Consider the following 26,229-nt stretch of genomic DNA (forward strand, 5'->3'; position numbering starts at 1 on the left):
GAAGTTAAGCATGGAAGCAAATAAGGTTACTGATCTGAGTGATGGAAGCGCCTTGTACGAGCTTGGCGATCACCTCATCACCTGCAAATTAAGCCAGGATAGGCAGTGGCAGCTAGGGGTTTTTAAACGTGACGAAAGTAACCTGAGAGATGACACGCTTGCGGTTTTGAAGAATGAAAAATTCATGTTTATGGTTAAGCTCGGAGGACAGCTCTCTCCCAAGCCTCAATGCATAGCTGTTAACGGGCGATTTTTATTTTCTGTCCATACCGGCAAAGACAACAACATGGCTGCAACCATAGTCATGGATAAAACCGGGAAAGAGTTATTCAAGGTAGAAACTTCCACTCACCTCATCAGTTCGGCCATATCTGAATTTGGCCGCTACATCGCCCTATCGTTTGCCGGCAGCAAAAATAAGGATGATTTTTACGCGAACCGGCTTGAGGTCATAAACATTGATACCGGAGAAGTGTTGATGTCCGTTATCAAAACAGACTTCCTTCGATACGCTGAACTTTCAGTTGTTGAGCCAGACGGCGGGCTTTTCGCAACTTTCAATGGTCGCACAAGGCTTGTCGATGTGACGAACCTCTAATAAATCAAACCAGCCCCAACCCTTCTCGCCTCAATCAATAAAAAACAAAAAAATATTTCTCCTTAAAGTTCATAAAGATAATCGGATATGAACTTTCCATTCATATAAAATGTACTTTTGGTACTTTACATGAATGAACTATTGGTACATTATCAATCCATCGAAACGAAACATCGACAGCTGAGCGAAGTTAGCCAGCGGCGGACAGCAAGTCGCCTGCTCATTAAGAATTCAGTCAAGCAGCAAATCATCCGGAGCGCTCCTGGCAAATTGAAATGGCGCCCAATGGGATTGAGGCAGGTGTGTAACGCGTGGCGGGTATAGCACACGAAGAGGACTCCGCACCGGAATGGTTTGCTGCTCAGTTCCCGAACATCGGGGAAGCTTTACCAGCAGCTCTTTGCGAGGGGCTGACGGTAAACAAAGAGAGGTGAATATGTCAGATAAAAAAACGGCGCCACTACTGCTTAACGTAGACGCCAGTGAGGTTCTCACTCAGTTCGGGGAGCTTTTAAAGTTACTTGAACTTCCAGCCAGTTCCTTTCAGGGAATTCCTGAGCATGTCGTCGATCTGTTTTTTGACCGTGTCCGTGGCCTGATTGACAACATCGTCCTTAGTGATTTCTCGACCACAGTCAGCACAACTGACGCCGGTGAAATTTGTCTCAAAGTCAAAATCATCGGGCTGGTTGAACATCTCACTTCCGCAGTCAGGGCACACGGTCCGCATGGTTTGCATGAATATATCCTTTCTACTGTTGGGGAGATTAAAGAGTAAGCGATTTCTTGCTGTTGGGGAATAGCGGGAAAGCGCGCGCCGGGCGCGGATAAATACCCCGGCAATAACTGGAATGTTTTGGGATTGGATGAATGCGCAGGCTGATGCGCGACGTGGAAGCGAGCGGATGAACTGTCTGAAGGCCGCTAACGTAGGCAATGCCGGAGATCAGCGCCGGCCATCCAATCGCCAAAGCATTTCTCCCGCATCGGCGGGTAACGACAGAGGGTAAGGCGATGGAGTTTAAGAAAGGAGATGTTGTTACGTGGTCAAGTCAGGCCGCGGGCAGCTGGAAGACGAAGACTGGAGTGATTACGGAAGTGTGGGAATACAAAAAACAAACGCGTTACACCGTAAAAGTTGATCCGAAGGAAGGGTCGACGGCGAAACCGAAATTTTACTACCCACGCACATCAGCACTACAGAAGGTGCCATGACCCGCTCCGGCGGGTTTTTTATCGGCCATACATAGGCAGATTTTCGAGTCTGCCCATTTATGACAACCGGCGGCCATCCACCGCCCATTAGCGCAGAAGTCTTGTTTAACGTTCGGCGGTGCGGCCTTAAGCGCGGAGATGATTATGAAATACACCATGAAAGTTTACGCTAACTCCCCTGAATATGGCGCCTACCTTAAAAGCCGGTTTGGTGGCGACAAAAGGGGTCAGTCATTTGAATGGGCCGGTCACCGCTGGGCGTACGAAGTCACCAGCTTTGACGACGCTGGTGATTACGACCTGCTTTACCGGTTTGATGACAAGCCATATCCAGAAGAGATTTCAGTCACTACAGATGACATGACGATTCGTGACTACTTCGCGGCTAAGGCCATGGCAGCCATTGTGCGCAGATGGGACGGGCTTTCGTTTGGTGGCGGCCCGGAATCACCACAATACAAAGAATTAGCCGAAGATGCGTATTACATTGCCGACGCAATGCTCCGCGTCCGGGAGGCACCATGAAAGTCACCCACAACGGCAAGCAGTACTCCGCCAAAAAGCTCAACGATAACGAGTGGCAGCTGACGTCTTTATCGAACCCGCGTGAAAAGCTCACACTTAATCGCTGGCAGATGCATATTGCTGGCCTCCTGGAACAGGTTGAGGTGAAGGTATGATGCACCACTACGGCACTACCCCGCTCATTCGCCAGTGCGTCACGCCCGGCATGATGGCAATGCATGAAGGCCGAACCTATCGCGTCTCAGCAGTAATTCAGGAACGCAAATGGGTGTACCTGCACACCGATGCAGAAATCATCCGCCTCAATGACTGCGTGATTGACGTCCTTCTGGACGGTCACGGCAACCCTATCCAGCACTAACCACCATATTCAACCGATCGGCCTGGCTAAAAGCGGGCGGGATCTGCACATCCAAATTTCAGGAGAAACCATGAGCGAAGTAACGGACTTAACTGTCATCGAAATCAAGGCGGAACAGGCGCCAGCGCTTTACAGCGCGGGTGGACTTAACGGTTTTCTTGAGCAAATCCGTGAACTGGCTAAAGAAGTGCCAGACGTTACCACTAAAAAAGGCCGTGACCGCATTGGCAGCCTGGCGCGCATGGTTGGCTCCAGCAAAACAGCTATTGAGAAGCCGGGTCGCGAATACCTTAAGCGGCTGAAAGAGGCGGTTAAGCCAGCGGAGGAAGAACTGCGAGTATTCACCAGAGAGTGCGATGCCATTCGTGACGCCATCCTTAAACCTCGCGAGGAGTGGGAAGCCGAGCAGGAACGCATCAAGGCTGAAGAGGAAATGAACGCACTGCACACCGAAGCGCTGGAAATGAATGAAGAGTTCGACCGCCAGCGTGCCGCGCAGATAGAAGCAGACCACGAAATGGCTCTGCTGATGAATGATAAGTTTGACCGTGACCGCGAAGAGCGGCGCCGCCAGGCGGAACAGGCTCAACGTGATCACGAAGAGCGCATTAAACGTGAAGCGGCAGAACAGGCCCGGCGAGATGCCGAAGCGAAGCACAAAGCAGAGATTGAAGCCGCAGCGCGCCGTGAAGCCGAAGAGAAAGCCCGCGCTGAACTGGCGGAACGCCAGCGAATCGAAGCGGAACAGCGTGCGGAACGCGAGAAGCAGGAAACAGAAGCCCGAACGGAAAGAGAAAAAGCTGCGGCAGTGGAAGCTGAGCGCCTCAAGGCAAAACAGGCAGAAGAGAAACGCCTGGCCGAAGAGCAGCGCAAAGCTGAAGAAGAAGCGCGCCGCGCCGCAGACAAAGAGCACCGCCGCACCGTCAACCGTCGTGTCTACGCAGACCTGATTACTCAGGGAATCCCCGAAGAATTCGCGCAGAAAGCAGTGCTGGCGATCGCTGGCGGCAAAGTGCAGGACGCGCACATTAAATATTGAGGCAACCATGAACGCATTCCTGACTTATGACCGAATAGAAGATCGGCGCTGGGTTGAGCAGCAGCTCACCGACGAGAAAGAAAAGTGGATCGACGACCGGGCTCAGCAAATCATCGACATGATGCCAAAAGAGCCGCCCAGCCTCTTCCACTTCACTATCCCGATTGAATCCAGCCCATACGAAGGACTTCGCAGCGATAAAGCTGGCGAGGCCTACAACGATTTCATTTCGGCAGTTGCTTACGCCCAGGCGGAATACGACTGGGAACATCGTACCGGCTGCCCGTTTTAACTTTGAGGGATTTAGCAATGAGCACAGCACTTTCCACCATGGCCGGGAAACTGGCCGCACGCCTCGGCATGGATGCCGGTACAGACTTGATGAATACGCTGAAGAACACAGCGTTCAAAGGTGGCAACGTCACTGATGAACAATTCACTGCCCTGCTGATCGTCGCCAACCAGTACGGCCTGAACCCATGGACCAAAGAGATTTACGCATTCCCAGATAAAGGCGGAATTGTTCCGGTCGTCGGCGTTGATGGATGGGCTCGCATTATCAACGAACATCCTCAGTTCGACGGCATGGAGTTCTCATACGACAAAGAGGAAGGCGCGTGCACCTGCAAGATTTACCGCAAAGATCGCAAGCACCCGACCATCGTCACCGAGTACATGGGCGAGTGCAAGCGCAACACTCAGCCATGGCAGTCCCACCCTACCCGCATGCTTCGCCACAAGACGCTTATCCAGTGCGCGCGTCTGGCCTTTGGTTTCGCTGGCATCTTCGACCAGGACGAGGCAGAGCGAGTTATTGAAGGAACAACGGCAGAGGTTCATGCGGGCCATGAATCAGATAGCCGTCGCCCGGATCTGATCGCAAAAGGTGAGTCCGCCGCGCGCCTTGGAACCGTTAAGTATCAGGAGTTCTGGGTGGCGCTGAGCGCCGAAGAGAAACAGGTGATCGGCGCAGTTGAGAAGCGACGCATGTATGACATGAGTCTTGCTGTAGACAACGCCGAACCTGTCAATCTCGCAGAGACGGAGGCTGAATGATGGAGCAACGCACCCCTGAATGGTTTGCTGCGCGCTGCGGCAAGATCACAGCAAGTCGCCTGGCTGATGTCATGGCCCGGACTAAGTCGGGCTACTCCACCAGCCGCCAGAACTACATGGCCGAGCTCATTTGCCAACGGCTGACCGGGAAGCTGGAGGAAGGGTTTTCGAATGCCGCGATGATGCGCGGCACTGAACTTGAGCCAGTGGCGCGCGAAATGTACGCGCTGAATGAGTTCGATGCGGAAATCACTGAAGTTGGCCTCATCGATCACCCAACCATACCCGGATTCGCAGCCAGCCCGGACGGACTTGTTAACGACGACGGGCTTATCGAAATCAAATGCCCCAACACCTGGACCCATCTTGAAACGCTGAAAACTGGCGAGCCAAAGCGCCAGTACATGCTGCAAATGCATGCGCAGATGATGTGCACCGGGCGGAAATGGTGTGATTTCGTTAGTTTCGATGATCGCCTGCCGCCTGACCTCGCCTATTTCAAGAAGCGCATTCATTTCGATGAAGAGCTGGCGCGCGAAATCGAGTCTGAGGTTAAGAGCTTCCTTGCAGAACTGGAATCTGAAATTCAGAAAATCACAGAGCGTGCAGCATGAAACGCACACCCTTCTACCGCAGGCCCGGTCTCACCGGGCAATTCTCCGGCCTCCGTGAGCGTGTTATCTGGATGATTCAGACACGCGGACGCCCGGTAACCGGCAGCGAAATCGCTGAGAAGTTCGGCGTAACGCTCATCGAGTTTAACCGGGTCGCCAACGGCATCACCCGCGGTACCGGGCAGATAGCGCAGATCGTTGAGTCGGAAAAATGGCTCAACGAGAACGGCATATGTGACCGCACTTTCGACCTGGTAACGAAGCCAAAGGTCATCACGCCTCAAGGCAAATCGCGCCTCTTCACCCGGCGCGCCATCGAGCAATCGCAGGAAGGTAGGCGGCAGGAGTGCATAGCTCGTGCCGCCCGCCGTCGCCGCCTGATTGCTCATGGTCTCTACATCGACGAAATGGAGTCCATCCTATGACTCACGCTCACGACGACATTAGGGTTGGCACACTGTGTCTTCCATTCATTGGTAACGGCTGGCTAATGCCATTGGGTGAAGTGGTCAGCAATCCATTAAAGGCGCAGCGGCTCGCTGAGGAATATCGGGAAAGGCAGGAGGCGGCATGAGCGATTACACCGGAAGCAACACGCCAGGCGAGCAAAGAAATCTATGGCAAACACCGATTCCCCTTTTTGTAGCCCTTGATGCTGAGTTCTGCTTCCAGCTTGATGCAGCCGCAGCGCCGCATAACGCGCTGTGCCGGAGATTCATCTCCGCCGAGCAGAACACGCTGGAAACGCCATGGGCTGATTACCTGATCATTCCCGGCTACGTCTGGCTGAACCCGCCTTACAGCGACATCACGCCGTTTGTGAAGAAGGCCGCCGCCGAGAGCATCAATCAGATCGGCACGGTCATGCTGGTACCGGCAGACACTTCAGTTGGCTGGTTTAAGGAGGCTATCCAGACTGCCAGCGAGGTTCGCTTCATCACCGCCGGACGGCTGGCATTTATCAACCCGGTCACCGGTAAGCCAGTATCGGGAAATAATAAAGGGTCGATGCTAATCATCTGGCGACCGTACCCGCGTACACACTGCCACTTCGCAACTGTGGACCGGGACGAGTTGATGGCTTTCGGGGTGAAACTTCTCGCCCGCAGGGAGGCCGCATGACGCCAGAGCAAGACAACGCAGTACGCGCACAGGGACGTAAATGCGTGGCAGAGATTCAGCAGGCTATGAAATGCAGGCCTAAGCCGAAATGGAATGCAGTAGTGCCGCCAATCATCAAGAAGCATCACCAGAAAATCGCGCCGCTGGGTATTAGCCTGGTGGCATTCGTTAGCAGCATCGGTCGAATGCAAGGCCGGTACGGAGTCGAATCATGACGCTAACCAAACGAATCACAAGGTCGCTATGTCGGCCTTTTTTATTGCTCGCTTTCACCTTCAACCGAATTAACCGACAGTTCCGGGAGCATTGACCATGGACATCATCGATACCGCAGCAGAGATTGAAGAGCTTCAGCGTAACGCTGCCCTCTCCGCTCACCGCATCGACCACAACGCCGTATCAGCTGAGCATTGCGCGGAATGCGACGAACCGATTCCCGAGCCGCGGCGCGCTGCCGTTCTCGGCTGCCAGACATGCTCCAGTTGCCAGGAAGAAATCGAATTGAGAAATAAGCAGAGGGGGATCCTGTGAAAGAGCGCGGAATGATTTTTAACGGCGAGATGGTGCGCGCCATTCTCGACGGACGGAAAACGCAGACGCGGCGGATTATGGCGATTCAGCCTGAGCATTCAGAGCTGGGATTGCGCCGGGTAATTGACTCCAAAAATGGTAGAGATAACGGGAAGTATTTTTGGTCGCAGTCAGATGCGCGCGGCCTAAAGATGCGTTCAAAAGTGTTCGGCTGTCCTTATGGAGAAGTTGGCGATCGCATCTGGGTGCGCGAGACCTATCAGGGACCGCTATTCGATTACGAACACATGGAGTCGTATCTCGAAGACAGTTCTAAATTTGAGAAGCCAGAATTTTGTGTCTACAGGGCTGATGGTAATCCTGCGCCAGAGTTTTACGATGCTGACGATAATCTGCATTGCGGCTGGCGTCCATCCATTCACATGCCGCGCTGGGCCAGCCGTATCACACTGGAGATTACCGACGTGCGTGTTGAGCGATTGAATGGCATCAGTGAAACGGATGCTGAGTCGGAAGGCATCGATATGGAGGCACTTTATGACTCTCAGGACTGTTACGACTGCATTGCTGACCACAATATGACCGGAAGACCAACGGTAACAGGCGCATTTAAGTACCTGTGGGAATCAATCTACGGCGAAGAAAGTTGGAAAGCCAACCCATGGGTCTGGGTAATCGAATTTAAGGTGGTTCCCAATGTTCAGGATAATCCAGCCTAATACCTGGTACGCCGATCCCCACGGCGCACCCTGCAAAATCCTCCGCGTTACCCACGAAGTAATCCACTACATCCGCAACGGCCGCACCTGCATCGCCAGCATGGGCCGCTTTCAGCATGAATTCGAGCCGCTGACCAAAGCACAGGCCGAGCGGATCGCTGAAGAAATCGAAACAGCAGAACACTTAAAACGCCTCCGCGCTATGCGGGCGGCATGAGGAGAGATTATGGGAAAGATGACGTTTGTATTTGAGTATGAGGACGGTAAAGAACCGCCAGTTGGCGCCGGCATGTCGTTTATGGGCGGGAAGATTGTTGCCGCTGCTTTCCGGGATGCTCTCGAAGAGCCAGAAGTATGTGATGTTCTTGAGCCTGACCCTGATTATCTGGAGAGAATACGCAACAGCTTATGATGCAACTTATAGCCAGTTATGAGCTGGCTATTGGGTGCGAAAGCACTGCCACGTTATCCCCCATTTGCCCGGTTCGCCGGGCTTCTTTTTGCCTGGAGAAAAGCATGCAAACAACAATCAGCATTCAGCCGGTTCTGGTTAACCGTGAGCGCGTTCAGGAGATGCTTGGTGGTATCTCCAGAACCACGTTTTATCGTAAGCGCAAACAGTGGGAAGAATCTGGCACACCATTCCCGCAGGAAGTGGAAGAAATCCACCCACCTAAAGGCGGCGCTCTCTTCCGCTATGTAGAAGTTATTCAGTTCTGCAAAGATAAAGGGTTACTGGCTGCACACGCCTGAATCTTATCAGCCCACAATTCTGCCGCTGCCTGCTGCTCGGGGATGTAATCATACTGGTCATAAACAGCCAGCATCCCCGTTAGCTTATGCCCGAGTATCTTCTCTGATACGTGAGGCGCAACGCCAAGCTCAGCCATCTTTGTTTTGCACGTTCTGCGCAGGTCGTGCAGAGACCAGTGCTCCCCACCCATGACCTCTTCCACCTGCCCCGCGATGGAAATCAATGTACTGGCTGACATAGGCCTGTCCACCTGCAGTTTAGCCGGTGGAAACACGATTGACTGATCGGGGTACACATCAAAAACTTTCTGCAGATAGTCGGCTGCCAGCTGAGAAATCCCACGCACAAAGCGTTTACGCGTTTTAGAGTTCTCTTTCGGTATAACCCACTCCCTCGCCTTCAGATCAAAATCACCCTTCCTTGCTAATCTCAACTCAACACCGCGGCAACCGGTAAGCGCCACAAGACGGATCAGCATTTTGTTTTGCCATGACATCTTGGTTTTATCGATGGCATTCCAGAACACGCCTATCTCATCATCATTCAGGAATCTCTCCCCATCATCCGGGCGGCTACCGACATCATTAATTTCGAGTAACATTAGCGAATTTGAAGTTATACGTTTTCGGCGCAGCGCATAGCGGATCACCTGCTTCATCTTCACCAGAACGTTACCTGCCTGAACTGGAGAACCACCTTTCGTTATGCGCAGGAATATCTGTTCCCACTCCACGGGGCTCATCTCATCTGCTATCAGTCGACCGTAATTGTCAGTAACGTGAAGCTTCAGCATCCGCTTCCAGTATTCATACTTAACCATCTCTTTCACTGATGGTGTTTCAAGCCACTCATCAACGAGGGTGCTGATGCTCGGCGAGCTGGATACGATGTCCCTGGCTTTCTTCCGCTGCATTGCCGGATCGCGCCCCTCTTCCAGCCAGCCCTTGCATTCCTCCATCGCGTCACGCGCTTCTTTGATAGACATCTTGCCGTAGGTGCCAAGTTTTAGTCTGGCCGGTTTCCCGTTGAAGCGATAGCGGTACTGAAAGGTGATAAGTCCCTTTGGGCTGATCCTGGCAGAAAGTCCACCTCCGTCAGCTATCTCCTCTGGTCCATCATATGGCTTGCCAGCTATACGCCTGAGCTTGGTATCGTTGAGAGGCATGCTTGTCCCTGTTCAGCTTTATCGGAATTGGTACACGATTTGGTACACAGATTCTACGACACGAACGCGGACAAGATGAACTAAATTGAAACGGGTTAATTGAAGAAAGTTAGGAGTGGCGCGGAATTGGTGAAACAGGTAGGAACAGACAGGAATGAGGTGAAATTCTGGATGGTACTTACACGTAAGATCACATACAAAGATTCAATATTTAAAATTATCAAAAAGGTGTGGGCTGATTCCCGCTTCACTCTGCGAAATATGTCACTGGTCGCCTTAAAGACCACACTGGACCTACACCCGCTTTTTGATAACACCGTTTGACAGTGTACACGGCATTACGGGTCGATCAAAGCAGCAATCAACGCGCGCTCTATGATGTAAATCAATTCACTGACACCCAACCATCTTTGTTACACTTGCACAAAGTCATCTAACCTGAGCAGGAAAAAAACAATGCCCACAAATCGCTTTGCGAAGAAACACTGGAAGATGGTTGTGATTCTGCTCGTTATTTGTGCGGCCATGTTGATGCTGCGCTGGGCTGCGATGATCTGGGGCTAAATGACGCTCACCCGCTGTTCCGATTTCGTTTATTTATCGATTAATCGAATTCGTCTGAAAATAACGCGTTATGGCCAGGTAGAAAAATAAAACGCAAATTAAATATTAAATAAACTTAACTTTAATTTAGAAAAGCCAGGCCATTTATTTGACCCGGCTTGTCACTACATCCGATAGCCGAGGGAAACTGTCGTGCGGCGATCGGTATGCTCCGGCGCTGTTGCCGGTGGTTCAGAGTTCCAGGTCACGTTGTAAGCCACCTTTAACCCAAAGTGTTCGTTGATGGCAACGTTCAGGGCAGTTTCAGAGTTGAGTGTGGTATCGTCAGCGCCGAATACCGACACACCCTGAGTAAACTTGGTATTGTCCGTCATCTGCCATGCATAGGCCCCGGACGCATAGCCCAGCGGCTGTGTTTCGGTGGTGCCATCCGTGTGCTCGTCATAGCGCACGCCAGGACCGAATTCGAAACGGAAGCTGTGCACAGGCCCGTTGAGGAACTGACGACCATAACCCGCAGTCAGCACGTCACGCTCGCGGTAGCCGTTGTAGCGGTCGGTCAACCAGCTGGCCTGTCCAAAGAGATAGTCATAGTCGGTCATGTTGTAACGACTACGGCCACCTACGGCATATTTCTCCGATGAACGCTCATCATTTGAGGAGGTATTACTGGCATTTCCCCACAGAGACCATGCGGTCGTTTGGCCGTACCAGGTCATGGTGGTATCTGCGGTTAAAGAAGAACTTTTTGTGTTGCCTGACTGGGCGAGATATCCCGCGTTCAGGTTACCTTCAAAGGGTTTTTTCGCGCTGGAAGGGTCATCCATGACAGTAAAAACGGAATCATCGGCGGCAGCATGCATTGACGCAAGCAGGCCTCCCGTCAGCAGTAATGCTGCGGGCACTGTCTTCAAAAGCTTCATTTATTAAGAGTCCGTACAACAAAAAAAGAGACCATTACGGTCTCGGAAACTTTCATATGGATCAATGACAAAAGACCCTTGAAAGGTAACAAATTATAAAAAGACTCGAATAACATAGCAATAAATTCTTATTTCATTTTTTGAATAAGAGCGTTCCTAAACCTTTATTTTATTTATATAACTTTATGACGATAATTTTAAATAAAGATATGAAAAATCATGTTGTTAATTACTTCACTTTCGGGAGGTTAAGTGCCAGACTGAGGACAGCCTAACAGGAGGTAAAGATGGTACGTATCTATACGTTAACACTTGCGCCCTCTCTCGATAGCGCAACAATCACCCCGCAAATTTACCCGGAAGGTAAGCTTCGTTGTACCTCGCCAGTTTTTGAACCCGGCGGTGGCGGCATCAACGTCGCTCGCGCAATTGCCCATCTTGGCGGAACCGCAACGGCGATTTTCCCCGCGGGGGGTGCAACCGGAGAGCATCTTGTTGCATTGCTCGCCGACGAAAATGTTCCCGTATCCACTGTCGAAGCCAAAGATTGGACCCGACAAAATCTTCATGTCCACGTTGAGTCCAGCGGCGAACAGTATCGTTTTGTCATGCCTGGCGCTGCGCTGACCGATGACGAGTTCTACCAACTTCAGGATCAGGTGCTGGAAATTGAATCTGGTGCATTGCTGGTCATCAGCGGTAGTTTGCCGCCCGGCGTACAGCTTGAGAAGTTGACCCGACTGATTACCACCGCACAAAAACAGGGGATCCGCTGTATTGTCGACAGTTCAGGTGAAGCACTGACGGCGGCGTTAGCCATCGGCAATATCGAACTGGTCAAACCTAACCTCAAAGAACTGAGTGCGCTGGTAAATCGAGAACTGACACAGCCCGATGATGTGCGCAAGGCCGCACAGGAAATCGTACATAGTGGAAAAGCGCACCGCGTTGTGGTCTCGCTTGGGCCGCAAGGGGCGCTGGGCGTAGATCGAGATACCTGCGTTCAGGTGGTTCCGCCACCGGTGAAAAGTCAAAGCACCGTAGGCGCGGGCGACAGTATGGTCGGGGCCATGACGCTTAAACTGGCTGAGAATGCACCTTTTGAGGATATTGTCCGTTACGGCGTCGCCGCAGGTAGCGCTGCAACGCTAAATCAGGGTACGCGCCTGTGCTCTTTGGACGACACGCAAAAAATTTATTCGTATCTCACTCAGTAATGACACCGTCCCTCTTTTGAAGAGAAAGGGGGATTCTCGCGTAAAACTGTCAGCATGGGTGTTATGCGACTATGATAAAAAATCACGTTATTACAAAGAAGTGAATCATGTGCAGTCAGACGTATCCACAACGGTACGGGGTGAAGAAGAGCGACAAACATTAAGTGCCTTTCCAGCGATGACGCGTCCGTGGTGTGCGTCAGTTCGTGTTTTTTAACCGCACTCTTGCGCTAACCTTATGATCTGGCAGACAACATGGGGAGAGACATCATGTGGCAGGCTATCAGTCGTCTTTTAAGCGAGCAATTAGGTGAAGGCGAAATCGAACTGCGTAATGAACTGCCCGGCGGAGAGATTCACGCCGCATGGCATTTACGCTATGCGGGGCGAGATTTTTTCGTCAAATGCGATGAAAGAGAGCTGTTAACCGGCTTTACGGCAGAAGCCGATCAGCTGGAGCTACTTTCCCGCAGTCAAACTGTATCGGTACCGAAAGTCTGGGCAGTAGGCGCAGACAGAGATTACAGCTTTCTGGTGATGGATTTCCTCCCTCCCCGTCCGCTTGATGCGCATAACGCGTTTATCCTCGGTCAACAGCTTGCGCATTTGCACGAATGGAGCGACCAGCCTCAGTTTGGTCTTGACTTCGATAACGCGCTCTCTACCACGCCGCAGCCCAATACCTGGCAACGTCGCTGGTCAACCTTTTTCGCCGAGCAGCGTATAGGCTGGCAACTGGAACTCGCCGCTGAAAAAGGCATTGCGTTTGGCAATATTGATGCCATCGTCGAACATGTCCAGCAACGTCTCTCTCCTCATCAGCCGCAGCCGTCTCTCCTGCACGGTGATTTGTGGTCCGGGAACTGCGCCCTCGGTCCTAACGGTCCGTACATCTTTGACCCTGCCTGCTACTGGGGGGACAGAGAGTGCGACCTGGCAATGCTGCCGTTACATATCGATCAGCCGCCGCAAATTTATGACGGTTACCAGTCTGTCTCACCACTACCGCTGGACTTTCTTGACAGGCAGCCAATCTACCAGCTCTATACGCTGCTGAATCGAGCAATTCTGTTCGGAGGACAGCATCTGGTTGTGGCGCAGAAAGCACTGGATAGATTACTCGCTGCTTAACTACGTTCCGGGTTGCTTATCAGGCCTGCCGTTTCGCAACATGGCAGGCCCGATAGAGCGGCACTTACAAAAAGCCCAGCAATGAGAAGAAGAAGTAGCCGATCACGATAACGATCACCGGCAAAATATAAAGCGGGAAAATTTGTAAGAAGATCGTATGGTGCGGTACCACAATTCGCGACTCAAGTTGCTCGCGGGATAATCCTTCACTGCCTTTTGCCTGTTCCAGAATCAGCTGATCCTCAACGCCTTCGCGTAAGAAACGTGCCTGGCGGCTCATTCTGGCGCCTGAATCCTGCAACGCCAGACCGATAAAAATCAGGATGAATATCAGCCAAAAAACGAGATTCAGTCCACTTTGAAAATCGGGCGTTGGCGAGTTATACCAGAACACGTTAAGAAAAGGTGTATTAACCCGCATCATATCGATCATCACGTGAGCAAAATCGAGCATGACCGCGTTAATTCCCTCCTGCTTTTCGCTGTGCGCATACATAAACTTCAGTACAGAAACCAGTGTTGAAATCAGCGCGGGAATGAAAATTACCCATCCCGCCAGCCTTTTCAAGACGGCAATGCGTCCAGCTTGTTGATACGTCATGAGTTCCCCTTGATAAAGACGTGTCATTTTGGCCTAAGTTTACCCGCTGATAACCATTTTCGCCTGATCTTTAAAGGCGGTATACTGCTGAATTAGCCATAATGAACGCTCAGAGCCTGTTATTACTGGCTCTTAATCCCTTTTATCACCGTAAAGGAGAGGTTGTAATGTCAACCCCGCGTCAAATTCTTGCTGCAATTTTCGATATGGATGGGTTACTGGTCGATTCTGAACCGCTTTGGGATCAGGCTGAACTGGATGTGATAGCAAGTTTAGGCGTTGATATCTCCCGCCGCCATGAACTTCCCGATACTCTTGGCTTACGCATCGATATGGTGGTCGATTTGTGGTTTGCGCAGCAACCGTGGAACGGTCCCTCACGTCAGGAGGTCACCGAGCGCATCATCACCCGGGCCATTGCGTTAGTGGAAGAAACAAAACCACTGATGCCGGGTGTGCGTGAAGCCGTGGCGTTGTGCAAATCTCAGGGAATCAAAGTAGGACTGGCATCCGCCTCGCCGCTGCATATGCTGGAAAAAGTGCTGACCATGTTTGATCTGCGCAGCAGCTTCGACGCGCTGGCTTCCGCAGAAAAACTGCCCTACAGCAAACCGCACCCGCAGGTTTATCTCGATTGCGCCACAAAACTGGGCATTGACCCGTTAAACTGCGTAGCACTGGAAGATTCGGTAAACGGCATGATTGCTTCGAAAGCCGCCCGTATGCGTTCCATCGTCGTACCAGCGCATGAGAATCAGGACGATCCCCGCTTCGTTCTTGCCGACGTCAAACTAACCTCGCTCACCGAACTTACTGCCGTTCATCTGCGCGGCTAATCCTATAACGGGCAATGATCGTATTGCCCGCCCTCTCAGATTTTTTTATTTTTAAAACATCGTTTCATTTTTAATTGTGTTTCTGTTTAACCTCTCCTATCCTTGCCCTATAGAGCAAGCGTTAATGACATAAATAGTTGAGGTAAACATGATTCAGGAAGCTTTTCGTCTCGAAGGTAAAGTAGCCATCGTCACTGGATGTGACACCGGCCTTGGGCAGGGTATGGCAGTGGCGCTGGCTGAAGCGGGCTGCGATGTAGTCGGCGTGAATCGTAAAATACCACATGAAACCGCAGAGAAAATTAACGCCCTCGGTCGACGTTTTATGGCTATTCAGGCCGACCTCAGCCAACAAGATGCTCTCACCAGCATCGTGACACAATCGGTGTCGGCGTTTGGCCGGATCGATATTCTGGTCAACAATGCGGGAACCATACGCCGTCAGGATGCGCTGGACTTCAGTGAAAAGGATTGGGATGACGTGATGAATCTGAATCTCAAATCTGTTTTCTTTCTGTCACAGGCCGTGGCGCGCCAGTTTCTGGCTCAGGGCAATGGCGGAAAAATTATTAACATTGCCTCGATGCTCTCTTTTCAGGGCGGAATTCGCGTCCCTTCCTATACAGCATCAAAAAGCGGCGTGCTCGGCATCACTCGCCTGCTCGCCAATGAATGGGCGGCCAAAGGAATTAATGTCAATGCTATCGCACCCGGCTATATGGCGACCAATAATACCCAGCAGCTGCGCGCAGACAGCGAGCGCAACCAGGAGATTATCGATCGTATTCCCGCAGGGCGCTGGGGCACGCCAAATGATCTGAAAGGCCCGGTCGTATTCCTCGCAAGTTCCGCTTCTGACTATATTCATGGCTATACGCTAGCCGTGGATGGCGGTTGGCTGGCGCGGTAATGGCGCACTTGTGACAAAGGGTTACAACGTCACCTCTTCCGCCTACTGTATAAAACCCCTATACTGTATGAATCGACAGTTTATTGGGTTTTATCATGACGGCGGAAGGCCACCTTCTTTTTTCTATTGCCTGTGCGGTATTTGCCAAGAATGCCGAGCTAACGCCCGTTCTTGCACAGGGTGACTGGTGGCATATTGTTCCTTCCGCCATTTTAACGTGCCTGCTGCCGGATATTGATCATCCCAAATCCCTGCTGGGGCAGCGTCTGAAGTGGATATCAAAACCCATTGCCCGGGCATTTGGTCATCGCGGGTTTACGCATAGCCTGCTTGCAGTCTTTGCCCTGCTGACCACGTTTTACCTGAAAGTCCCGGACACCTGGATAATACCGGCTGATGCCTTACAAGGTATGGTTCTCGGTTATCTCAGCCATATTCTGGCCGATATGCTGACCCCGGCGGGCGTTCCCCTGCTTTGGCCCTGCCGCTGGCGTTTTCGTCTGCCCATTCTCGTGCCGCAAAAAGGCAACCAACTGGAGCGGTTTCTGTGCATGGCACTATTCGCATGGGCAATCTGGATGCCGCAGACCGTACAAGAGAACAGCGCTGTACGCTGGTCTTCGCAGATGATTAATACGCTACAAATGCAGTTCAATCGTTTCATAACGCATCAGATTGACTAATAAATCAGCCAAAAAGTCATTTTCGGTATAAACAATTCCATTTGAATATAAGAGGCATGTCACAGTTCTGCTAATCTTGCGCCAACAGAATCACCTTTAAACGGTGATACGCATAATAAGATCAGGAGAACGGGGATGAACTTTCCTTTAATCGCGAACATTATCGTGTTCATAGTGCTGCTGTTCGTGCTGGCGCAAGCCCGGCACAAACAGTGGAGTCTGGCCAAAAAAGTACTGGTCGGTCTGGTCATGGGTGTCGTGTTCGGCCTTGCCCTGCATACCATTTATGGTTCCGACAGCCAGGTTCTTAAAGATTCCGTACAGTGGTTCAACATTGTCGGCAACGGTTATGTACAGTTGCTGCAGATGATTGTTATGCCGCTGGTATTTGCATCTATTCTCAGCGCCGTTGCGCGTCTGCACAATGCCTCTCAGTTAGGTAAAATCAGCTTCCTGACCATCGGAACGCTACTGTTTACCACGCTGATTGCCGCACTGGTTGGGGTTCTGGTGACCAACCTGTTCGGCCTGACCGCCGAAGGTCTGGTGCAAGGTGGTGCCGAGACGGCCCGTCTGAACGCGATTGAAACCAACTATGTTGGCAAAGTGGCTGATCTCAGCGTTCCGCAACTGGTGCTGTCGTTTATTCCGAAAAACCCGTTTGCCGATCTGACTGGCGCCAACCCGACGTCGATTATCAGCGTAGTTATCTTCGCAGCATTCCTGGGTGTAGCCGCACTGAAACTGCTGAAAGATGATGCACCAAAAGGCGAGCGCGTTCTGGTGGCTATCGATACCCTGCAAAGCTGGGTGATGAAGCTGGTTCGTCTGGTGATGCAGTTGACGCCGTACGGTGTTCTGGCGCTGATGACCAAAGTGGTTGCCGGTTCCAACCTGCAGGACATCATTAAGCTGGGTAGCTTCGTCGTGGCCTCTTATCTCGGTCTGGGCATTATGTTCGTGGTTCACGGGATCCTCTTGGGTATTAACGGCGTTAGCCCGCTGAAATACTTCCGTAAGGTATGGCCGGTGCTGACTTTCGCCTTCACCAGCCGTTCCAGCGCAGCCTCAATTCCGCTGAACGTTGAAGCGCAAACCCGTCGTCTGGGCGTGCCTGAATCCATCGCCTCTTTCGCCGCCTCTTTTGGCGCCACGATTGGCCAGAATGGTTGTGCGGGTCTGTACCCGGCAATGCTGGCAGTAATGGTCGCGCCGACCGTTGGAATCAACCCGCTGGACCCAATGTGGATTGCCACGCTGGTTGGTATCGTGACCGTGAGTTCCGCAGGGGTTGCGGGTGTCGGTGGCGGTGCAACGTTTGCCGCGCTGATCGTTCTGCCTGCTATGGGTCTGCCGGTCACGCTGGTTGCGCTGTTGATCTCCGTTGAACCGCTGATCGACATGGGTCGTACTGCGTTGAACGTAAGCGGTTCCATGACTGCCGGTACGCTGACCAGTCAATGGCTGAAGCAGACCGATAAAACTATTCTGGACAGCGACGATAACGCCGAACTGGCGCATCGCTAAGTCTGTCAGCTAAAAAACAAAAAAACGCCGGAGTATCATGCTCCGGCGGTTTTTTTATATCCATTAATCGCTCAGTTCATTTTCCTGACGAACCTGATTAGCCCAGCGCTGCGCTGATTCCGGGACAGTAAATGCAGGCGAACGTTGAAACGACTCCCCCATTAAGACAAAAGCGACATATTTTCCGCGCAGTATCCATACGTCACGAAACGCATCCATTTTAATCGCATGCTCTGGTGGAGCGGGCTCCACGCGAGGAACATAGCTGATAACCGGACGATTTTGTTGGCGAAGAGGTTTCATAATCAGTTGCTTCACTAAAGACAAATTCTAAAAATCAGAAAACCGCTATCTTAGCCGATTTTGCCTCCTGACGTCCTGCCTTGCGTGCGCTGTTTGCCTGGTTCATCGCGCTTTACGTCATCGGCCTGTACCTGCGCCGCTGAATGAGTGGTCTATAGTTAAAGTTTTTGACAGCAACAACGACCCTTTCAGCGATGAAAACAGGAGACGAGTTTAATGTCACAGAACGATAAGCACCCACTCCATCACTCAGCGCCGGTTCATGATGCCAGCGAATCCCAGCCAGGACTTGACTCACTGGCGCCAGCAGACGGTTCACATCAGCCAGCGCCTGAACCCACGCCACCAGGCATGCAACCCACCACATCCGGCAGCTTAAAAGCGCCTGACGTCACAAGTGACAAACTCAACGCGCTGGACAGTTTTCGCAAAGGAAGCGAGGATTTTGCCCTGACCACCAATCAGGGCGTGCGCATTGCGGACGATCAAAACTCTCTGCGCGCCGGAAACCGTGGGCCAACTCTGCTGGAAGACTTCATCCTGCGGGAAAAAATCACCCATTTTGATCATGAACGCATCCCGGAGAGGATCGTACATGCCCGAGGTTCTGCCGCTCACGGTTACTTTCAGCCCTATGCCAGTCTCAGCGCGACGACGAAAGCGGACTTTCTGAGTGATGAAAATAAAATCACCCCGGTTTTTGTCCGATTCTCTACGGTTCAGGGCGGCGCAGGCTCTGCGGATACGGTCAGAGATATACGGGGATTTGCGACCAAGTTTTACACTGAAGAGGGCATTTTCGACCTGGTGGGAAACAATACTCCCATCTTCTTTATTCAGGATGCCCATAAATTCCCAGATTTCGTCCATGCGGTTAAACCGGAGCCACATTGGGCTATCCCGCAGGGCCAAAGCGCCCATGACACCTTCTGGGATTATGTCTCATTACAGCCTGAAACGTTGCACAACGTCATATGGGCAATGTCCGATCGGGGTATTCCGCGCAGCTATCGCACGATGGAAGGCTTTGGTATTCACACATTTCGGTTGATTAATGCGCAAGGGAAAGCCACCTTTGTCCGTTTCCACTGGAAACCGCTGGCAGGCAAAGCTTCGCTGGTATGGGATGAAGCGCAAAAACTTACCGGTCGGGATCCCGACTTTCATCGCCGCGATCTGTGGGAGGCGATTGAAGCGGGCGATTATCCGGAATATGAACTGGGGCTACAGCTCATTCCTGAAGAGGACGAATTCAAGTTCGATTTTGACCTGCTCGATCCAACGAAATTGATACCTGAAGAACTGGTCCCGGTACAACTCGTCGGTAAAATGGTGCTAAACCGCAATCCGGACAATTTTTTCGCCGAAAATGAGCAAGTGGCTTTTCATCCCGGACACATCGTCCCGGGCATCGATTTTACTAACGATCCCTTGTTGCAGGGCCGCTTGTTCTCCTATACCGATACCCAGATCAGTCGTCTGGGCGGGCCCAACTTCCATGAAATCCCAATTAATCGCCCAACCTGTCCGTATCATAATTTCCAGCGTGACGGCATGCATCGCATGGACATCGATACCAACCCAGCCAACTATGAACCGAATTCCATCAATGATAACTGGCCGCGTGAAACACCTCCGGGGCCAAAACGCGGTGGATTTGAGTCGTACCAGGAACGGATTGAAGGAAACAAAATCCGCGAACGCAGCCCCTCTTTCGGCGAATACTATGCGCAGCCTCGTCTGTTCTGGCTAAGTCAGACGCCAATTGAACAGCAGCATATTATCGGCGGATTCAGTTTCGAACTTAGCAAAGTTACGCGCCCCTATATCAGAGAAAGAGTGGTCGAACAGTTAGCTCATATTGATACTGCCCTCGCCACGGCGGTTGCCGGGAATCTCGGTTTTGAACTCACTGAGGAACAAACCAAAATTATACCGCCGGCCAACGTCAACGGTTTGAAAAATGCGCCGTCACTCAGTTTATATGCAGGTGCGCAAGGTGAGATTAAGGGCCGTGTGGTCGCCATTTTACTTAATGACCAGGTGAAATCGGCCGATCTGCTCGCCATCATGCAAGCCCTACAGGCCGAAGGTGTTCATGCCAAACTGCTCTATTCCCGAATGGGGAATGTGGTTGCCGACGATGGCTCCGTTCTGACAATCGCCGGTACCTTTGCGGGTTCGCCATCCCTGACGGTCGATGCAGTCATTGTTCCATGTGGGAATATTGCGGATATCGCAATGAACGGAGATGCCCGATATTACTTACTCGAAGCGTATAAACACTTAAAACCTATCGCCCTGGCTGGCGATGCTCGTCGGTTTAAAGCAACGTTGAATATCAAAAAGGAAGGAGAAGAAGGCGTGGTGGAAGCGGACAGTGCAGACACACAGTTCATGGATACCCTGCTGACGCTGATGACCGCGCACCGCGTCTGGTCACGCGCCGGAAAAATAGACACGATTCCGGCCTAAAAAAATGCGGCGCATCAAGCGCCGCAAACTCAGGAATTACACGTTTAGAAAACTGCCAAGACGATAACCGCGCTCCGCAATAGCATATTTCAGTGACGAAGACGTCAGCACGTCGAGCTCAGTTAAGCGGGGGTAACAGTAGGCACTTTGACGAATAATGTCATCGATAAAAGCCGGATGACACATTACTTCCAGCGAGGATTCTCCGCGATCGGCTGACGCATCAAGCATCTGCAAAAACAGAGCTTCAGAAATCGCCTCACCGTAAAACTCGCTGCTGAATCCCTGGGAAGTCCGTAAGGTTTCCGGTAAGTCAGACGCCTGGAATACCGCCTGACGATCGATACGCAACGCAATCCCCTTCTGGGCAGCAAACCCTGCTACGATAGGGAAAATTTGCGGGAACATATGCACATGGTGATGGCTATCCAGATGCGTCGGCTCCCGCCCGAACAGGTCAATAAAACGCTGATACTGTGCGGCCAGTTCCTGAGAAATTTCATCCAGCGGCAAAGTGTCTTCCTCAGCCATCTGCCAGATCCATTTCCCCAGTACCCCGTCACGAGTAAGGGCCGGCATTGCCGTCAACGGCCTGCCCAGCGTCAGAACAAAGTGCATTCCGACGGCAAGTTCAGGTATGTCGCGACTCAGCTGTACCGCATGGTCAATTGCAGCACCGTTAATCAGCGCCGTTGTCGAGGTGACAACACCATTGCGACAAGCTTCAACAATGCCGTAGTTTTGTCCTTTACTCAGGCCAAAATCATCCGCATTTACAATCAGTACGCGTTCCATAGCCGACCTCAGTTAGTGTTGTTCGCTTTTGAGTTTCTCAATGCACCCGGCGAAGTTTGGCAGCCATTTTTCATGTGCCAGAATTAGCTCATGCGCCAGAATCTCGGCATCGCTGTCAGAATGCACCAGCGGACTCAGGTTCAGCGCCAGCAGCACATCATTCAGCTCACCGCTCAACGCTGCGTTGCTCGCCGCCACTTCAAAACCTTTAATGGTATAGATAAGGCCGAGCACTTTCTCATCAAAATGGGTAATTCGCGGATGCGGCGTAGCACCGTTGCGCCCCAGCGTACAGGTCATCTCAACCGCCCAGTCGGCAGGAATATTATCAACATGCCCATGGTGAGGAATGTTGACATAGTGCTCGGTCTGTTTGTCATTGTAGATGGCATTGATCACTTCACAGGCCGCATCGGAGTAATAGGCCCCGCCGCGCTGCTCCAGCTCTTTCGGTTTAACGTTTAGCTCAGGATTTTTGTAGAGCTCAAACAGTTGTTTTTCAACTTTTTGTACTACCTGAGCACGTGCGCCACCCTTATAGTACTCGCCCATTTCGATCGCCAGCATCTCTTTTGGCTTGAAGTAGTACAGCAGATACGAGCACGGCAGCAGCTTCAGCGAACGAATCAATCCTTCGCTGAACGGCAGGTCGAAGATGTTCTTCACGCCAGAGGCTTTCAACTGACCCGAAGCAACGCCGTCAAGCAGTTCATCAAAGCGTGACACACCGTTGACCAGAACATCCTTAATGAAGACCATATGGTTCAGACCAAACAGGTCGATAGATAAGTCATCGCTCTCTTTCAGCGCCAGCACGTCGCTGATGAACATTTTCATGCCGATCGGAATATTACATACGCCGATGAATTTCTTGAAATTCGTATGGCGATAAACCGCCTCAGTCACCATCCCGGCTGGGTTAGTGAAGTTGATCACCCACGCATTCGGGCACAGTTCTTCCACATCTTTAACAATATCAAAGATAACCGGAATGGTACGCAGGCCTTTGAACAACCCGCCAGCGCCGTTGGTTTCCTGCCCCAGATACCCGTGGCTCAGCGGAATGCGTTCATCTTTTTCACGGGCTTGCAGCTGCCCTACACGCAGCTGGGTGGTAACGAAATCAGCATCTTTCAGTGCTTCACGGCGATCCAGCGTTTTAAACAACTTCATCGGCACGCCGGCTTTATCGATCATGCGCTGGCATAGGTCAAAAATAATGTCCAGTTTCTCTTTTCCACCGTCGACATCAACCAGCCACAACTCAGAAACCGGTAATTCATGATAGCGCTTAATAAAGCCTTCAAGTAATTCAGGGGTGTAGCTGCTCCCGCCACCAATCGTGACGACTTTTAATTTCTGGCTCATACTTTCTCCCTTCAGTGTCAAAACACTGACGTGTATTATGCTCAACCCGTATGTCAGGTATAGCGTGGCTGTCCCGACGCTATTTTGGGCAAGCTATAAAAAATGGGTTATTGGCAAATAATATCTACTGATTAAATTCAGTTAATTTCTTACGGTAGCTATTCGGTGTAAACGACGTCAGCTTTTTAAACGTTTTAATAAACAGGCTTGGACTACTGTAGCCAGACTCGTAAGCAATATCCGTTACAGAATAGTTCGTCATTTCCAGCTGTTTTTTAGCAAAGTTAATGCGGATTTCATTAATAATCTGCATCGGCGTTTTGCTGTAATAACGCTGGGTTGCGCGGGTCAGGTACTCCTGGGATTTCGCGGACAGGTGTACCATATTTTCCAGCGCATTCTCGCTAAACTGCCGTTTGTCATGCATGGTCTCAACGGTGGTTTTAAGCCACTGCGGAATATCATCCAACACCTGCTCTTCGCGATGATGACGTAACCGATTAATAATATAGAAGGTGACCACTTCTACAAATTCATCTAGTCCGCTCTCGCGAAAGTTAAGTGATGCAATAACCGTTTCAATATAGGTAAGAAACGAGTTATTCGCCCGATAGACCTGCGATGCAACGAAACAAAATGGCAGTAGCGGGTGATAGTGCTGTTCAAAAAAACGTTTACTGATGCCGACGTTAAGGATCCTTGTCGCACCAAAATCATAAAAACTTTGGTGGTGCGATCCCAACGGGATAAAGACAAAGTCTCCACGTTCGAGCAGTACGCGTTTACCGTTGATTTCCTGATAATAGCGCCCGGTTAAAACCAGGGTAAATTCATAGTAGTCATGCTGATGCAGCCCGCTGATACTCTCAGTTTTGTTATAGATGAACACATGGAAATTTTTGCCATTAAACAGTTGCTGTTCATAAACAGTTTTGATTTCCGGTGCGTTAATCTGTAGCTGCATTATGCACTCCTCGCTATTTCAGCTTTTCGTGAAGTTCAATCAGTTCAGTCACCAGCTCACGCGCCAGCATTGATGTCATCAGGTGGTCCTGCGCGTGGACCAGCACCAGGCTAACTTTCATTTTACCTTCACCCTGATCGCCTTCAATCAGTTTCGTTTGCACGAGGTGCGCTTCGTTCAGCGCCAGACGAGACTGGTCCATCATCGCCTTGGCCGACTCGAAATCGCCTTGCTTGGCCATTTTAAGTGCGCCGTACGCCAGGCTACGCGCCTGACCGGAGTTGATGATGAGGCCCATCACCACTTCTTCAAGTTCTTCTGCTTCGGACTGCGTGTCGACGATATTCTCGATATCCAACATACTTTTTTCCTCTGGTTCAGTCCGGCATGACCGTGAAGCCATGCCGGATTAAATTTAGAATTTCAATGCGTTAGCGATATCTTCTTCGCTTTCTTCTTGGTCAATAACATTCTGCGCTTTGTTGGCTACCACCACGAATGGCAGGTAAACCAGCGTTGCGATACCGAGGTTGAACAGCGCGACCAGCAGAGCAGCGACACTACCGTTGGTGTTAAAGAACGCGCCCAAACCGGTTGGCATGGTCCACGGTGCAATGTTGGTAATCGGTGGAATAATGCCTGAGTAATAAGCTGCCAGCGTAATCGCCGCCAGAATCGGCTGAACCAGGATGAACGGGATAAACATCACCGGGTTCATGATGATCGGCAGACCGAACAGGATAGGTTCGTTAATCTGGAACAGACCTGATGGCAGTGCCAGTTTAGCAACCTGACGATAGTCAGGACGACGCGATGCCAGGAAGATAGCGATAATCAGACCCAGCGTTGCCCCGCTACCTCCAAGGAAAATATAGGAGTCGAGCATCGGTTTCGCCCAGACGTGGAACGTCTTACCGGCTTCCAGCGCGGCATCTACGGAACCAAACTGTTGGTAGATAGAGATGTTTTCCAGCGCCCATGGCGTCATAATACCGCTGTCCAGCGCAGTCAGCGCCAGTGAACCGTGAATACCAAAGAACCACAGCAGCGGAACAAAAATCACGTAGGCCCAGCCCACCACGCTGCCCAACGACGCCAGCGGAGTTGAAATGGAATCCATAATGATCTGGTGGAAGTTCGTACCCCAGGTGTTCAATGCCCAGGCGATGATCCCCATAATGGAGAGGATAAGGAAGCCAGGAATCAGCGCAGAGAAAGAGCGCGATACAGATGTCGGTACGCTATCAGGTAATTTAATGACCCAATTGCGACGAACCACAAAAGTGAACATTTCCGCGACCGCGAGGCCGATAATGATACCGGAAATAATATTGGCACCGCCGAGCCAGTTCGCACCAACGGCATAGGCTTCACCCACGCTATAAGGCGTTACGGTCATAAACGCGGCGACAGATAACAGCCCGGCAGCCAGTGAGTCGACTTTACGTTCTTCTGCCAGCGCCATGCCGATAAAGAACGGTGCCATCAATGACATGATACCCAGCGTACCGTTATAGACGTTTCCACCAATGCCTTTCAAGCTATTCAGCGTTTCAATAGTTGAAGCATCAAGTCGAATGCCCATTGAATAAAAAAACGACCCCTCCCCAAAGCTTAGGAAAACGTTATTGATTAATACAAACATGGCCCCTGCGAGGGTTAACGGCATTAAACGAATAAAACCGTTCTTGATTGCATTAACGTGTGGCTGCTTTCCAATTTTTACAGCAAAAGGAAGGAGTACCTTTTCAAGTGAAGCAATAGCGTTACTCATAGAAAAATACCCTTAAATACCGCAATTAAAAATTGCGGTGAATGTTAATGAAATAACTCTTTGACGGGAAAAATTAAAATAAAATAATTAATTTGCTGCGGCTTTTTTAATTGCTGCAACAGCAGCCTTAAGCACGCCTAAACCATCGACTTTGCCATACAGCAGCGAGTCAATCACTTCCACAGGCTTGTTGGGTAACAAACGCTGAATTTCGGGCAACATATAAGCAATTTGTGGACCTAATAACACGACATCGGCCGTTGGACCTTTTTCTCCGGCCAGCGTTTCAGGAAACGCTTCAATAATAACCGGCACTTCGTATTTTTCGGCCTGAGCACGCATCTTCGAAACCAACAATGAAGTCGACATGCCCGCAGAACAAAACAGATAAATGTGTTTCTTTTCCATTAAAACGATCCTCATATGCGATTATCTGTCAACCAGACACTCCGCAAGCCA

At 51.1% G+C, this 26,229-nt stretch carries 37 protein-coding genes; 26 read left to right on the forward strand and 11 right to left on the reverse strand.

Annotated features, from left to right (window positions below; translation table 11 throughout):
- The first annotated feature begins 10 nt into the window (after positions 1-10).
- Positions 11-598, forward strand: coding sequence for a hypothetical protein (locus GUC46_RS13565; RefSeq protein WP_160180345.1), 588 nt, complete (start codon positions 11-13; stop codon positions 596-598).
- A 436-nt stretch (positions 599-1,034) separates the two neighbouring features.
- Positions 1,035-1,376 carry a hypothetical protein gene (locus GUC46_RS13570; RefSeq protein WP_160180346.1) on the forward strand — a complete coding sequence of 114 codons (342 nt, stop codon included), beginning with the start codon at positions 1,035-1,037 and terminating at the stop codon, positions 1,374-1,376.
- On the opposite strand, the gene GUC46_RS13575 is transcribed toward GUC46_RS13570, so the two are convergent.
- Positions 1,366-1,569, reverse strand: coding sequence for a hypothetical protein (locus GUC46_RS13575; RefSeq protein WP_160180347.1), 204 nt, complete (start codon positions 1,567-1,569; stop codon positions 1,366-1,368). The genes GUC46_RS13570 and GUC46_RS13575 overlap by 11 nt on opposite strands.
- A 388-nt stretch (positions 1,570-1,957) precedes the next feature.
- On the opposite strand from GUC46_RS13575, the gene GUC46_RS13580 reads away from it, so the two are divergent.
- From GUC46_RS13580 to GUC46_RS13650, 16 genes are all read left to right on the forward strand, one after another.
- Complete coding sequence (locus GUC46_RS13580) at positions 1,958-2,338, forward strand: hypothetical protein (RefSeq protein ID WP_160180348.1); 381 nt, start codon at positions 1,958-1,960, stop codon at positions 2,336-2,338.
- A complete protein-coding gene (locus tag GUC46_RS23950) occupies positions 2,335-2,493 on the forward strand; it encodes a hypothetical protein (protein WP_192797965.1) in 159 nt (52 codons plus the stop codon). Before GUC46_RS13580 ends, GUC46_RS23950 begins: the two co-directional genes overlap by 4 nt.
- Positions 2,490-2,699 (forward strand): cell division protein FtsZ, encoded by a 210-nt coding sequence (locus GUC46_RS13585; RefSeq protein WP_160180349.1) that lies wholly within the window; start codon positions 2,490-2,492, stop codon positions 2,697-2,699. Before GUC46_RS23950 ends, GUC46_RS13585 begins: the two co-directional genes overlap by 4 nt.
- Before the next feature lie 70 nt (positions 2,700-2,769).
- Entirely contained in the window at positions 2,770-3,738 is a 969-nt protein-coding gene (locus GUC46_RS13590; protein WP_160180350.1) for a hypothetical protein, read from the forward strand.
- A gap of 7 nt (positions 3,739-3,745) precedes the next feature.
- Complete coding sequence (gene gamL / locus GUC46_RS13595; RefSeq protein WP_160180351.1) at positions 3,746-4,030, forward strand: host nuclease inhibitor GamL; 285 nt, start codon at positions 3,746-3,748, stop codon at positions 4,028-4,030.
- 17 nt (positions 4,031-4,047) lie between these two features.
- The gene (gene bet, locus GUC46_RS13600) at positions 4,048-4,794 is read left to right on the forward strand and encodes a phage recombination protein Bet (protein ID WP_160180352.1); all 747 of its coding nucleotides are present in this window, start codon (positions 4,048-4,050) and stop codon (positions 4,792-4,794) included.
- A complete protein-coding gene (locus GUC46_RS13605; protein WP_160180354.1) occupies positions 4,791-5,408 on the forward strand; it encodes a lambda exonuclease family protein in 618 nt (205 codons plus the stop codon). Before bet ends, GUC46_RS13605 begins: the two co-directional genes overlap by 4 nt.
- The gene (locus tag GUC46_RS13610; RefSeq protein WP_160180356.1) at positions 5,405-5,833 is read left to right on the forward strand and encodes a regulator; all 429 of its coding nucleotides are present in this window, start codon (positions 5,405-5,407) and stop codon (positions 5,831-5,833) included. The genes GUC46_RS13605 and GUC46_RS13610 overlap by 4 nt, the downstream gene beginning before the upstream one ends.
- Complete coding sequence (locus tag GUC46_RS13615; protein WP_160180358.1) at positions 5,830-5,982, forward strand: DUF1317 family protein; 153 nt, start codon at positions 5,830-5,832, stop codon at positions 5,980-5,982. The genes GUC46_RS13610 and GUC46_RS13615 overlap by 4 nt, the downstream gene beginning before the upstream one ends.
- A complete protein-coding gene (locus GUC46_RS13620; protein WP_160180361.1) occupies positions 5,979-6,530 on the forward strand; it encodes a phage N-6-adenine-methyltransferase in 552 nt (183 codons plus the stop codon). The genes GUC46_RS13615 and GUC46_RS13620 overlap by 4 nt, the downstream gene beginning before the upstream one ends.
- Positions 6,527-6,745, forward strand: coding sequence for a hypothetical protein (locus GUC46_RS13625; protein WP_121567097.1), 219 nt, complete (start codon positions 6,527-6,529; stop codon positions 6,743-6,745). The genes GUC46_RS13620 and GUC46_RS13625 overlap by 4 nt, the downstream gene beginning before the upstream one ends.
- 97 nt (positions 6,746-6,842) lie before the next feature.
- Complete coding sequence (locus tag GUC46_RS13630; protein ID WP_160180363.1) at positions 6,843-7,061, forward strand: TraR/DksA family transcriptional regulator; 219 nt, start codon at positions 6,843-6,845, stop codon at positions 7,059-7,061.
- On the forward strand, positions 7,058-7,780 hold the full coding sequence (locus tag GUC46_RS13635; RefSeq protein ID WP_160180365.1) for a hypothetical protein: 723 nt from the start codon (positions 7,058-7,060) through the stop codon (positions 7,778-7,780). Before GUC46_RS13630 ends, GUC46_RS13635 begins: the two co-directional genes overlap by 4 nt.
- Positions 7,758-7,997, forward strand: a complete 240-nt coding sequence (locus GUC46_RS13640; protein ID WP_160180367.1) for a DUF4222 domain-containing protein — start codon at positions 7,758-7,760, stop codon at positions 7,995-7,997. The genes GUC46_RS13635 and GUC46_RS13640 overlap by 23 nt, the downstream gene beginning before the upstream one ends.
- A gap of 9 nt (positions 7,998-8,006) precedes the next feature.
- Positions 8,007-8,192, forward strand: coding sequence for a hypothetical protein (locus tag GUC46_RS13645; RefSeq protein ID WP_103856776.1), 186 nt, complete (start codon positions 8,007-8,009; stop codon positions 8,190-8,192).
- Between the two features lie 104 nt (positions 8,193-8,296).
- A complete protein-coding gene (locus GUC46_RS13650) occupies positions 8,297-8,533 on the forward strand; it encodes a hypothetical protein (RefSeq protein WP_032936075.1) in 237 nt (78 codons plus the stop codon).
- Here GUC46_RS13650 and GUC46_RS13655 read toward each other — a convergent pair.
- Complete coding sequence (locus GUC46_RS13655; protein ID WP_160180369.1) at positions 8,491-9,699, reverse strand: site-specific integrase; 1,209 nt, start codon at positions 9,697-9,699, stop codon at positions 8,491-8,493. The two genes, GUC46_RS13650 and GUC46_RS13655, sit on opposite strands and share 43 nt — an antisense overlap.
- Before the next feature lie 456 nt (positions 9,700-10,155).
- Here GUC46_RS13655 and yniD point away from each other — a divergent pair, with 456 nt between their 5' ends.
- Complete coding sequence (yniD, locus tag GUC46_RS13660; protein ID WP_003030590.1) at positions 10,156-10,263, forward strand: small membrane protein YniD; 108 nt, start codon at positions 10,156-10,158, stop codon at positions 10,261-10,263.
- A gap of 164 nt (positions 10,264-10,427) precedes the next feature.
- Here yniD and GUC46_RS13665 read toward each other — a convergent pair whose 3' ends face one another.
- On the reverse strand, positions 10,428-11,186 hold the full coding sequence (locus GUC46_RS13665) for a YdiY family protein (protein WP_003840911.1): 759 nt from the start codon (positions 11,184-11,186) through the stop codon (positions 10,428-10,430).
- 287 nt (positions 11,187-11,473) lie between these two features.
- Between GUC46_RS13665 and pfkB the strand changes: the two genes are divergently transcribed.
- Positions 11,474-12,403 (forward strand): 6-phosphofructokinase II, encoded by a 930-nt coding sequence (pfkB, locus tag GUC46_RS13670; protein ID WP_049003630.1) that lies wholly within the window; start codon positions 11,474-11,476, stop codon positions 12,401-12,403.
- A 270-nt stretch (positions 12,404-12,673) separates the two neighbouring features.
- Entirely contained in the window at positions 12,674-13,534 is an 861-nt protein-coding gene (locus GUC46_RS13675) for a fructosamine kinase family protein (protein ID WP_160180371.1), read from the forward strand.
- Positions 13,535-13,598: 64 nt separating this feature from the next.
- Here GUC46_RS13675 and GUC46_RS13680 read toward each other — a convergent pair whose 3' ends face one another.
- Positions 13,599-14,135: a YniB family protein gene (locus tag GUC46_RS13680; protein ID WP_003030600.1), complete on the reverse strand. Its 537-nt coding sequence runs from the start codon at positions 14,133-14,135 to the stop codon at positions 13,599-13,601.
- A gap of 167 nt (positions 14,136-14,302) precedes the next feature.
- On the opposite strand from GUC46_RS13680, the gene hxpB reads away from it, so the two are divergent.
- From hxpB to tcyP, 4 genes are all read left to right on the forward strand, one after another.
- Positions 14,303-14,971, forward strand: coding sequence for a hexitol phosphatase HxpB (gene hxpB, locus GUC46_RS13685; RefSeq protein ID WP_160180373.1), 669 nt, complete (start codon positions 14,303-14,305; stop codon positions 14,969-14,971).
- A 148-nt stretch (positions 14,972-15,119) separates the two neighbouring features.
- Positions 15,120-15,881 (forward strand): 2-dehydro-3-deoxy-D-gluconate 5-dehydrogenase KduD, encoded by a 762-nt coding sequence (kduD, locus tag GUC46_RS13690; RefSeq protein WP_003840907.1) that lies wholly within the window; start codon positions 15,120-15,122, stop codon positions 15,879-15,881.
- Between the two features lie 83 nt (positions 15,882-15,964).
- A complete protein-coding gene (locus tag GUC46_RS13695) occupies positions 15,965-16,564 on the forward strand; it encodes a metal-dependent hydrolase (RefSeq protein WP_086551139.1) in 600 nt (199 codons plus the stop codon).
- Between the two features lie 135 nt (positions 16,565-16,699).
- On the forward strand, positions 16,700-18,091 hold the full coding sequence (gene tcyP, locus GUC46_RS13700) for a cystine/sulfocysteine:cation symporter (protein ID WP_003843455.1): 1,392 nt from the start codon (positions 16,700-16,702) through the stop codon (positions 18,089-18,091).
- Between the two features lie 63 nt (positions 18,092-18,154).
- Here the strand turns inward: tcyP and cedA are convergent, their stop codons facing one another.
- Positions 18,155-18,397, reverse strand: coding sequence for a cell division activator CedA (cedA, locus tag GUC46_RS13705; protein WP_229235686.1), 243 nt, complete (start codon positions 18,395-18,397; stop codon positions 18,155-18,157).
- Positions 18,398-18,610: 213 nt separating this feature from the next.
- On the opposite strand from cedA, the gene katE reads away from it, so the two are divergent.
- Complete coding sequence (gene katE, locus GUC46_RS13710; protein WP_003843454.1) at positions 18,611-20,869, forward strand: catalase HPII; 2,259 nt, start codon at positions 18,611-18,613, stop codon at positions 20,867-20,869.
- A 36-nt stretch (positions 20,870-20,905) separates the two neighbouring features.
- On the opposite strand, the gene chbG is transcribed toward katE, so the two are convergent.
- The 6 genes from chbG to chbB all read right to left on the reverse strand — a co-directional run bounded on the left by chbG (position 20,906) and on the right by chbB (position 26,178).
- Entirely contained in the window at positions 20,906-21,664 is a 759-nt protein-coding gene (gene chbG / locus GUC46_RS13715) for a chitin disaccharide deacetylase (protein ID WP_149911450.1), read from the reverse strand.
- 12 nt (positions 21,665-21,676) lie between these two features.
- Positions 21,677-23,032: a 6-phospho-beta-glucosidase gene (locus GUC46_RS13720; protein ID WP_130714724.1), complete on the reverse strand. Its 1,356-nt coding sequence runs from the start codon at positions 23,030-23,032 to the stop codon at positions 21,677-21,679.
- Between the two features lie 124 nt (positions 23,033-23,156).
- Entirely contained in the window at positions 23,157-23,999 is an 843-nt protein-coding gene (gene chbR / locus GUC46_RS13725) for a transcriptional regulator ChbR (RefSeq protein WP_085951046.1), read from the reverse strand.
- Positions 24,000-24,009: 10 nt separating this feature from the next.
- A complete protein-coding gene (gene chbA / locus GUC46_RS13730; protein WP_003030618.1) occupies positions 24,010-24,357 on the reverse strand; it encodes a PTS N,N'-diacetylchitobiose transporter subunit IIA in 348 nt (115 codons plus the stop codon).
- A 54-nt stretch (positions 24,358-24,411) separates the two neighbouring features.
- Positions 24,412-25,770, reverse strand: coding sequence for a PTS N,N'-diacetylchitobiose transporter subunit IIC (gene chbC, locus GUC46_RS13735; RefSeq protein ID WP_003030619.1), 1,359 nt, complete (start codon positions 25,768-25,770; stop codon positions 24,412-24,414).
- Positions 25,771-25,857: 87 nt separating this feature from the next.
- Positions 25,858-26,178, reverse strand: coding sequence for a PTS N,N'-diacetylchitobiose transporter subunit IIB (gene chbB / locus GUC46_RS13740; protein ID WP_003840900.1), 321 nt, complete (start codon positions 26,176-26,178; stop codon positions 25,858-25,860).
- Positions 26,179-26,229 lie beyond the last annotated feature (51 nt).

The organism is Citrobacter sp. LUTT5 (assembly GCF_009905315.1).
GTDB lineage: Bacteria > Pseudomonadota > Gammaproteobacteria > Enterobacterales > Enterobacteriaceae > Citrobacter > Citrobacter freundii.

What these genes read in the sequence shown, in the direction of transcription:
- hxpB (WP_160180373.1), top strand. Translation starts at nt 14,303, where the DNA reads ATGTCAACCCCGCGTCAAATTCTTGCTGCAATTTTCGATATGGATGGG.
- GUC46_RS13570 (WP_160180346.1), top strand. Translation starts at nt 1,035, where the DNA reads ATGTCAGATAAAAAAACGGCGCCACTACTGCTTAACGTAGACGCCAGT.
- chbB (WP_003840900.1), bottom strand. Translation starts at nt 26,178, where the DNA reads ATGGAAAAGAAACACATTTATCTGTTTTGTTCTGCGGGCATGTCGACT.
- GUC46_RS13590 (WP_160180350.1), top strand. Translation starts at nt 2,770, where the DNA reads ATGAGCGAAGTAACGGACTTAACTGTCATCGAAATCAAGGCGGAACAG.
- GUC46_RS13610 (WP_160180356.1), top strand. Translation starts at nt 5,405, where the DNA reads ATGAAACGCACACCCTTCTACCGCAGGCCCGGTCTCACCGGGCAATTC.
- kduD (WP_003840907.1), top strand. Translation starts at nt 15,120, where the DNA reads ATGATTCAGGAAGCTTTTCGTCTCGAAGGTAAAGTAGCCATCGTCACT.
- tcyP (WP_003843455.1), top strand. Translation starts at nt 16,700, where the DNA reads ATGAACTTTCCTTTAATCGCGAACATTATCGTGTTCATAGTGCTGCTG.
- GUC46_RS13640 (WP_160180367.1), top strand. Translation starts at nt 7,758, where the DNA reads ATGTTCAGGATAATCCAGCCTAATACCTGGTACGCCGATCCCCACGGC.
- chbG (WP_149911450.1), bottom strand. Translation starts at nt 21,664, where the DNA reads ATGGAACGCGTACTGATTGTAAATGCGGATGATTTTGGCCTGAGTAAA.
- GUC46_RS13675 (WP_160180371.1), top strand. Translation starts at nt 12,674, where the DNA reads ATGTGGCAGGCTATCAGTCGTCTTTTAAGCGAGCAATTAGGTGAAGGC.
- bet (WP_160180352.1), top strand. Translation starts at nt 4,048, where the DNA reads ATGAGCACAGCACTTTCCACCATGGCCGGGAAACTGGCCGCACGCCTC.
- GUC46_RS13620 (WP_160180361.1), top strand. Translation starts at nt 5,979, where the DNA reads ATGAGCGATTACACCGGAAGCAACACGCCAGGCGAGCAAAGAAATCTA.
- chbC (WP_003030619.1), bottom strand. Translation starts at nt 25,770, where the DNA reads ATGAGTAACGCTATTGCTTCACTTGAAAAGGTACTCCTTCCTTTTGCT.
- gamL (WP_160180351.1), top strand. Translation starts at nt 3,746, where the DNA reads ATGAACGCATTCCTGACTTATGACCGAATAGAAGATCGGCGCTGGGTT.
- GUC46_RS13645 (WP_103856776.1), top strand. Translation starts at nt 8,007, where the DNA reads ATGGGAAAGATGACGTTTGTATTTGAGTATGAGGACGGTAAAGAACCG.
- GUC46_RS13585 (WP_160180349.1), top strand. Translation starts at nt 2,490, where the DNA reads ATGATGCACCACTACGGCACTACCCCGCTCATTCGCCAGTGCGTCACG.
- pfkB (WP_049003630.1), top strand. Translation starts at nt 11,474, where the DNA reads ATGGTACGTATCTATACGTTAACACTTGCGCCCTCTCTCGATAGCGCA.
- GUC46_RS13680 (WP_003030600.1), bottom strand. Translation starts at nt 14,135, where the DNA reads ATGACGTATCAACAAGCTGGACGCATTGCCGTCTTGAAAAGGCTGGCG.
- GUC46_RS13630 (WP_160180363.1), top strand. Translation starts at nt 6,843, where the DNA reads ATGGACATCATCGATACCGCAGCAGAGATTGAAGAGCTTCAGCGTAAC.
- GUC46_RS13665 (WP_003840911.1), bottom strand. Translation starts at nt 11,186, where the DNA reads ATGAAGCTTTTGAAGACAGTGCCCGCAGCATTACTGCTGACGGGAGGC.
- GUC46_RS13565 (WP_160180345.1), top strand. Translation starts at nt 11, where the DNA reads ATGGAAGCAAATAAGGTTACTGATCTGAGTGATGGAAGCGCCTTGTAC.
- GUC46_RS13650 (WP_032936075.1), top strand. Translation starts at nt 8,297, where the DNA reads ATGCAAACAACAATCAGCATTCAGCCGGTTCTGGTTAACCGTGAGCGC.
- GUC46_RS23950 (WP_192797965.1), top strand. Translation starts at nt 2,335, where the DNA reads ATGAAAGTCACCCACAACGGCAAGCAGTACTCCGCCAAAAAGCTCAAC.
- GUC46_RS13605 (WP_160180354.1), top strand. Translation starts at nt 4,791, where the DNA reads ATGATGGAGCAACGCACCCCTGAATGGTTTGCTGCGCGCTGCGGCAAG.
- katE (WP_003843454.1), top strand. Translation starts at nt 18,611, where the DNA reads ATGTCACAGAACGATAAGCACCCACTCCATCACTCAGCGCCGGTTCAT.
- chbA (WP_003030618.1), bottom strand. Translation starts at nt 24,357, where the DNA reads ATGTTGGATATCGAGAATATCGTCGACACGCAGTCCGAAGCAGAAGAA.
- GUC46_RS13720 (WP_130714724.1), bottom strand. Translation starts at nt 23,032, where the DNA reads ATGAGCCAGAAATTAAAAGTCGTCACGATTGGTGGCGGGAGCAGCTAC.
- GUC46_RS13615 (WP_160180358.1), top strand. Translation starts at nt 5,830, where the DNA reads ATGACTCACGCTCACGACGACATTAGGGTTGGCACACTGTGTCTTCCA.
- yniD (WP_003030590.1), top strand. Translation starts at nt 10,156, where the DNA reads ATGCCCACAAATCGCTTTGCGAAGAAACACTGGAAGATGGTTGTGATT.
- GUC46_RS13580 (WP_160180348.1), top strand. Translation starts at nt 1,958, where the DNA reads ATGAAATACACCATGAAAGTTTACGCTAACTCCCCTGAATATGGCGCC.
- GUC46_RS13625 (WP_121567097.1), top strand. Translation starts at nt 6,527, where the DNA reads ATGACGCCAGAGCAAGACAACGCAGTACGCGCACAGGGACGTAAATGC.
- GUC46_RS13655 (WP_160180369.1), bottom strand. Translation starts at nt 9,699, where the DNA reads ATGCCTCTCAACGATACCAAGCTCAGGCGTATAGCTGGCAAGCCATAT.